We start from the raw sequence: 6,605 nt of genomic DNA, 5'->3' as shown, positions 1-6,605 counted from the left end.
TGGCCGCCCGCTGCGTGGGCGAGTCGCTGGCCGACGCGCCCCGCCCCCGCGGCACGGACGACCGGTTCATCGCCGAGCACCACCCCCCCGCCCCGCGCGGCGGGCGGCGCTGATGCCGGCGCCGACCGTCGGCCGTGAGTCGTACGGCGCGGCCGCGGACAAGTTCGCGGCCGGCACCGCCAAGGCGACGGCCGCCGACCGCACCAAGGCCGCCGACGATCTGCTGTCGGTGGCGGCGCTGCTCCGAGCCGAGCCGCGGCTGCGGCGGGCGCTGACCGACCCGTCCCGGTCCGGATCGGACCGCGCGGATCTCATCGTGTCGCTGCTCGGCGGCAAGGTCTCCACCGTGGTGACGGACACGGTCGCCGTGCTCGTCGCCGGTCGCTGGTCGCGGCCCGTCGACCTGCTGGACGCCACCGAGCGCCTGGGCGTCGACGCGGTGCTCTCCGCGGCGGAGAAGTCGGGCAACATCAGTGACGTCGAGGACGAGCTCTTCCGGTTCAGCCAGATCGTCTCGGGCAACCCCGAGCTGGCGGTCACCCTCAGTGATCCCGGCGCGTCGACCGCACGGCGGGTTAAGCTGGTGGAGGACCTGCTGAAGGGCAAGTCCCAGCCGGCCACGCTGCGGCTGGTCGAGGTGGCGCTCGAGGGGTTCGGCGGTCGCGGGTTCGAGTTCTCGTTGACCCGGCTGGTCGAGCTCACCGCTGCGAAACGCGACCGCGAGGTGGCGTACGTGACCGTGGCCAAGCCGCTCAGCGACGCCGATGAGCAGCGTCTCGCCTACAAACTGTCCGAACTCTACGGCCGTCAGGTCTCGCTGAAGATCGACGTCGATCCCACGGTGATCGGCGGCGTCAGCGTCCGGGTCGGCTCCGACCTCTACGACGGCACGATCCTGCGGCGGCTCAACGAGGCCAAGCAGGCGTTCGCCAAGTAGTTTCATTTTTTGCAACAGCCCCTCGGTGGCGGCGACGTCCCGAGCTGAGTAGAGAAGGCAGAGGATGGCCGAGCTGACCATCTCCTCGGACGAGATCCGGGGGGCGCTAGAGCGCTACGTCTCGTCCTATTCGCCCGAGGTCTCCCGCGAGGAGGTCGGCATCGTCTCCGATGCGGGCGACGGCATCGCGCACGTCGAGGGTCTGCCCTCGACGATGACGAACGAACTGCTCGAGTTCGAGGACGGCACCCTCGGTGTCGCCCTGAACCTGGACATCCGCGAGATCGGCGTCGTGGTGCTGGGCGACTTCACCGGTATCCAGGAGGGGCAGCAGGTCAAGCGCACCGGCCGCGTCCTCTCGGTGCCGATCGGAGACGCCTACCTGGGCCGCGTGGTGAACGCGCTCGGTGAGCCGATCGACGACCGGGGCGAGATCGAGAACGAAGGCTTCTGCGAGCTCGAGCTGCAGGCGCCGAACGTGATGGCGCGGCAGCCGGTGAAGGAGCCGCTGCAGACCGGCATCAAGGCGATCGACGCCATGACGCCGATCGGCCGCGGCCAGCGCCAGCTGATCATCGGTGACCGCAAGACCGGCAAGACCACGGTCGCGCTCGACACGATCATCAACCAGCGCTCCAACTGGCAGTCCGGCGACCCGAAGAAGCAGGTCCGCTGCATCTACGTGGCGATCGGGCAGAAGGCCTCCACCATCGCCAGCATCCGCGGCACGCTGGAGGAGCAGGGCGCGCTGGAGTACACGACGATCGTGGCCTCCCCGGCGTCCGACCCGGCCGGCTTCAAGTACATCGCGCCGTACACCGGCTCGTCCATCGGGCAGCACTGGATGTACAACGGCAAGCACGTGCTGATCGTGTTCGACGACCTCACCAAGCAGGCCGAGGCGTACCGCGCGGTGTCGCTGCTGCTGCGCCGCCCGCCGGGCCGCGAGGCGTACCCCGGTGACGTCTTCTACCTGCACTCCCGGCTGCTGGAGCGCTGCGCCAAGCTCTCCGACGAGCTGGGTGGCGGCTCGATGACCGGCCTGCCGCTGATCGAGACCAAGGCCAGCGACATCTCGGCGTACATCCCGACCAACGTCATCTCGATCACCGACGGCCAGATCTTCCTCGAGGGCGACCTCTTCGCCTCGGGTGTGCGCCCGGCCATCAACGTCGGCACCTCGGTGTCGCGGGTCGGCGGCTCGGCGCAGGTCAAGGCGATGCGTCGGGTGTCCGGCCGGCTCCGGCTCGACCTGGCCCAGTTCCGTGAGCTGGAGGCGTTCTCGGCCTTCGCCTCCGACCTGGACAAGGCGTCGCGGGCCCAGCTGGAGAAGGGCATCCGGCTGGTCGAGCTGCTCAAGCAGCCGCAGTACTCGCCGTACTCGGTGGTCGACGAGACGATCGTGATCTGGGCCGGCACCACCGGCCAGATGGACGACGTGCCGGTCGGCGACGTCCGCCGCTTCGAGCAGGAGATGCTCGAGTGGCTCAAGCGGCACCGCAGCGAGGTGCTCACCAGCATCGAGTCGACCGGTCAGCTGACCGACGACAACGTGGAGACGCTGCAGTCCGGCCTGAACGAGTTCAAGGAGCTCTTCAAGCAGGGCGACACCGGCATCAAGCTCCACGAGGCCGACGCCGAGGCGCTCGAGGAGGGCCGCGAGACGCACGAGACGGTGACCCGCGAGGTCCGCCGCCCGGCCCAGCAGGACGAGAGCTAGTCATGGCCGGTCAGGTACAGGCCCTGCGGCGGCGCATCCGCACCGTCAAGTCGACCAAGAAGATCGCCAAGGCGCAGGAGCTGGTGGCGACCAGCCGCATCGCCAAGGCGCAGGAACGGGTGGCCGCCTCCAAGCCGTACGCGCAGGCGATCACCGGTGTCCTGACCGCTCTGGCGTCCAACGCGTCGGTCGACAACCCGCTGCTCAAGGCGCGCGAGCAGGTGCGCCGGGCGGGCGTCCTGCTGATCACCAGCGACCGCGGCCTGGCCGGCGCCTACAACGCCAACGCGATCCGCACCTGTGAGCAGCTGATCTCCCGGCTGCGCGCGGACGGCAAGGACGTGGCGCTGTACGTGATCGGCCGCAAGGGCGTCGGCTACTACCGGTTCCGCAACCGGCCGATCGCGGCAAGCTGGACCGGCTTCTCGGAGCGGCCCAGCTTCGAGGACGCCCGGCGGGTCGGCGAGTCGCTGCTCGAGGCCTTCGTGGCCGGCACCGACGACACCGAGGAGCAGCACGGCCCGGACGGCATCGAGGGCGTCGACGAGCTGCACATCGTGAGCACCCAGTTCAAGTCGCTCATGACGCAGTCCGCCGAGGCGCACTTCTTGGCGCCGATGCAGGTCGAGGAGCGTGAGCGCGAGCCGGGTCTGCGCCCGGCGTACGAGTTCGAGCCGGAGGCCGACGAGCTGCTCGACGCGCTGCTGCCGAAATACCTCAACACGCGGATCTACGCGGCGTTGCTGGACTCGGCGGCCAGCGAGTCGGCGTCGCGGCGGCGGGCGATGAAGAGCGCATCGGACAACGCGGACGACCTGCTCAAGCGCTACACGCGCGAGATGAACTCCGCGCGGCAGGCTGCGATCACCCAGGAAATCAGTGAGATCGTCGGCGGCGTCGAGGCGCTGTCCACGTCGGGAAGTGATGGATGATGACTGCTGTTGCTGAGCCCACCAAGACGGAGACCGGCGTCGGCCGCGTCGTCCGGGTCATCGGCCCGGTCGTCGACGCCGAGTTCCCGCGCGACCAGATGCCCGAGATCTTCAACGCCCTGCACGTGGACGTCACGCTGTCCGGCGGCACGAAGACGCTGACCCTGGAGATCGCCCAGCACCTGGGCGACAACCTGGTCCGCGCCATCTCGATGCAGCCCACCGACGGCCTGGTCCGGGGCGCGGAGGTGCGCGACACCGGTGCGGCCATCTCGGTGCCGGTCGGCGACGTCACCAAGGGCCACGTGTTCAACGCCCTCGGCGAGGTGCTGAACGCCGACCCGGACTCCCTGGACATCCAGGAGCGCTGGGCGATCCACCGCAAGCCCCCGGCGTTCGCGGACCTCGAGCCGAAGACCGAGATGCTGGAGACCGGCATCAAGGTGCTCGACCTGCTCGCGCCGTACGTGCGCGGCGGCAAGATCGGCCTGTTCGGCGGTGCGGGTGTCGGCAAGACCGTGCTGATCCAGGAAATGATCATCCGGGTCGCCCGGAACTTCGGCGGCACCTCGGTGTTCGCCGGCGTCGGCGAGCGCACCCGCGAGGGCAACGACCTCATCCTGGAGATGGCCGAGGGTGGCGTGCTCGACAAGACCGCGCTGGTCTTCGGTCAGATGGACGAGCCGCCGGGCACCCGCCTGCGGGTCGCGCTGAGCGCGCTGACCATGGCGGAGTACTTCCGGGACGTCCAGAACCAGGAGGTGCTGCTCTTCATCGACAACATCTTCCGGTTCACCCAGGCCGGCTCCGAGGTGTCCACGCTGCTCGGCCGCATGCCGTCCGCGGTGGGTTACCAGCCCACCCTGGCCGACGAGATGGGCGAGCTGCAGGAGCGCATCACCTCGGTCCGCGGCAAGGCGATCACCTCGCTGCAGGCGATCTACGTGCCCGCCGACGACTACACCGACCCGGCGCCGGCCACCACGTTCGCCCACCTGGACGCGACCACGAACCTCGAGCGGTCGATCTCCGACAAGGGCATCTACCCGGCCGTGGACCCGCTGGCCTCCAGCTCGCGGATCCTGGCGCCGGAGTACGTGGGCGCCGAGCACTACGCGGTCGCCCGTGAGGTGCAGCGGATCCTGCAGAAGTACAAGGACCTGCAGGACATCATCGCCATCCTCGGCATGGACGAGCTCTCCGAGGAGGACAAGGTCACGGTGCAGCGGGCTCGCCGCATCGAGCGCTTCCTCTCGCAGAACACGTACGCCGCCGAGCAGTTCACCGGCGTCCCGGGCTCGACGGTCCCGCTCAAGGAGACCATCGAGGCATTCAAGAAGATCGCTGAGGGGGAGTTCGACAACTACCCCGAGCAGGCCTTCTTCATGTGCGGCGGCCTCGAGGACCTGGAGAAGAATGCGCACGAGCTGATGAAGGGCTGATATCGGCTATCATCGTGGGCCGCGCTGGGTATGCACCCAGCGCGGCTCTCGTGTCTGAGTGGGTTTCAGGTTCGTCGGCTACGCTTCCGTCGTCGCGGGCGGGGGCGTGGCGGGCTGTGGACGGCGTGTCGTTGACCAGGGAGATCAGGTGGCGAAAGGCAAGATCCGGACGGGCCGTAAGGCCCCGCTGTGGGCGCGGCTCTGTGCCATCTTCGGCTGCATCCTCATGGTCATCAGTGGCGGCACGCTGGTCACAAGCCAGGTCCTGGTCTCGCGGTACGCGGGTGCGGTGGATGAGAAGAACCTGTTCGGCGATGCCGCCAACGGCGCCGCCAAAGAGGTGAAGAGCGACATCAAGGGCCCGGTCAACATCCTGCTGGTCGGCATCGACCCGCGCAACGACACGACCGCCCCGCTCTCCGACTCGATCATCGTCGTGCACGTGCCGGCGAGCATGGACGAGGCCTATCTCTTCTCCATCCCGCGCGACCTGGTGGTGGACATCCCGGCGTTCGAGAAGACGGGGTTCCGCGGCGGGCGCGCCAAGATCAATGCCGCGATGTCGTACGGCAGCTCGATCGGCAACGGCAAGCACGACGTGCCGCAGGGCTTCAGCCTCCTGGCCAAGACGGTCGGCAAGCTCACCGGCATCAAGACCTTCGACGCCGGCGCGATCATCAACTTCGGCGGGTTCCGCAAGATCGTGGACGCCATGGGCGGCGTGACCATGCCCATCGACCAGAACGTCAAGAGTGAGCACCTGGCGCCGGACGGCTCCCCGCGGCCCCGATCCGGCCGATGCCCGGTGGGTTCCAACTGCGAGCACCCGTACACCGGTCCGCAGAAGACGTACAAGAAGAGCAGCACGCCGCAGCACCTGGAGGGCTGGGAGGCGCTGGACTACGTCCGGCAGCGGTACGGCCTGCCCAAGAGCGACTACGACCGGCAGCGCCACCAGCAGCAGTTCATCAAGGCGATGGCCCAGCAGGCGCTGAGCAAGGACGTGGTGACCAACCCCGGCAAGCTCGACAAGGTGTTGCGGGCGGCCGGCAAGGCGCTGATCTTCGACGGCAACGGGCACAACGTGGTCGACTGGGGCCTGGCGCTGAAAAACGTCAAGCCGGCCAACATGACGACGATCAAGCTGCCCGGGCGCGGGCTGATGGTCAACGGCTCCTATCGCGGCGAGCAGCTGGACCCGACCGCCGACGAGTTCTTCACGTCGGTGAACGAGGGCACGGTGGCCAACTTCCTGCTGGAGCACCCCGAGTTCATCAACAAGTCCTGACGCCGTCTAGACTTTCACCCATCAGGGCTCACCCGTCTAGCTGAGGAGACCGCGTGGCCAACCAGCTGCACGTCCAGGTCGTCGCCGTCGAGGAGAAGGTGTGGACCGGCGATGCCGAGATGCTCGTCGCCCGCACGACCGAGGGTGAGATCGGCGTTCTGCCCGGCCACGCGCCGCTGCTGGGTCTGCTCAAGGAGCCCTCGCAGGTGCGCGTCAAGCTCGCCGGTGGTGAGCAGCTGACCTACGAGGTGTCCGGCGGCTTCCTCTCGATCGACGCCGACGGCGT

6 protein-coding genes are annotated in these 6,605 nt (G+C 68.6%); all 6 read left to right on the top strand.

Translation table 11 applies throughout. From position 1 onward, the window contains the following. Nucleotides 1-112: 112 nt before the first annotated feature. Nucleotides 113-937, top strand: a complete 825-nt coding sequence (locus AB0M20_RS20590; protein WP_364300360.1) for a F0F1 ATP synthase subunit delta — start codon at nucleotides 113-115, stop codon at nucleotides 935-937. Nucleotides 938-1,001: 64 nt separating this feature from the next. After that, a complete protein-coding gene (atpA, locus tag AB0M20_RS20585) occupies nucleotides 1,002-2,657 on the top strand; it encodes a F0F1 ATP synthase subunit alpha (protein ID WP_364300358.1) in 1,656 nt (551 codons plus the stop codon). Nucleotides 2,658-2,659: 2 nt separating this feature from the next. After that, entirely contained in the window at nucleotides 2,660-3,589 is a 930-nt protein-coding gene (locus AB0M20_RS20580) for a F0F1 ATP synthase subunit gamma (RefSeq protein ID WP_364300356.1), read from the top strand. Beyond that, complete coding sequence (atpD, locus tag AB0M20_RS20575; RefSeq protein WP_364300354.1) at nucleotides 3,586-5,031, top strand: F0F1 ATP synthase subunit beta; 1,446 nt, start codon at nucleotides 3,586-3,588, stop codon at nucleotides 5,029-5,031. Before AB0M20_RS20580 ends, atpD begins: the two co-directional genes overlap by 4 nt. Before the next feature lie 226 nt (nucleotides 5,032-5,257). After that, nucleotides 5,258-6,319: an LCP family protein gene (locus AB0M20_RS20570; protein ID WP_364300362.1), complete on the top strand. Its 1,062-nt coding sequence runs from the start codon at nucleotides 5,258-5,260 to the stop codon at nucleotides 6,317-6,319. Between the two features lie 53 nt (nucleotides 6,320-6,372). Continuing rightward, nucleotides 6,373-6,605, top strand: a 233-nt coding sequence (locus tag AB0M20_RS20565; RefSeq protein ID WP_364300352.1) for a F0F1 ATP synthase subunit epsilon, incomplete at its 3' end; no start/stop codon positions are given.

Origin of the sequence: Actinoplanes sp. NPDC051633 (genome assembly GCF_040681735.1) — a bacterium.
Lineage (GTDB): Bacteria > Actinomycetota > Actinomycetes > Mycobacteriales > Micromonosporaceae > Actinoplanes.
This window is presented reverse-complemented; position numbering and strand designations above follow the sequence as displayed.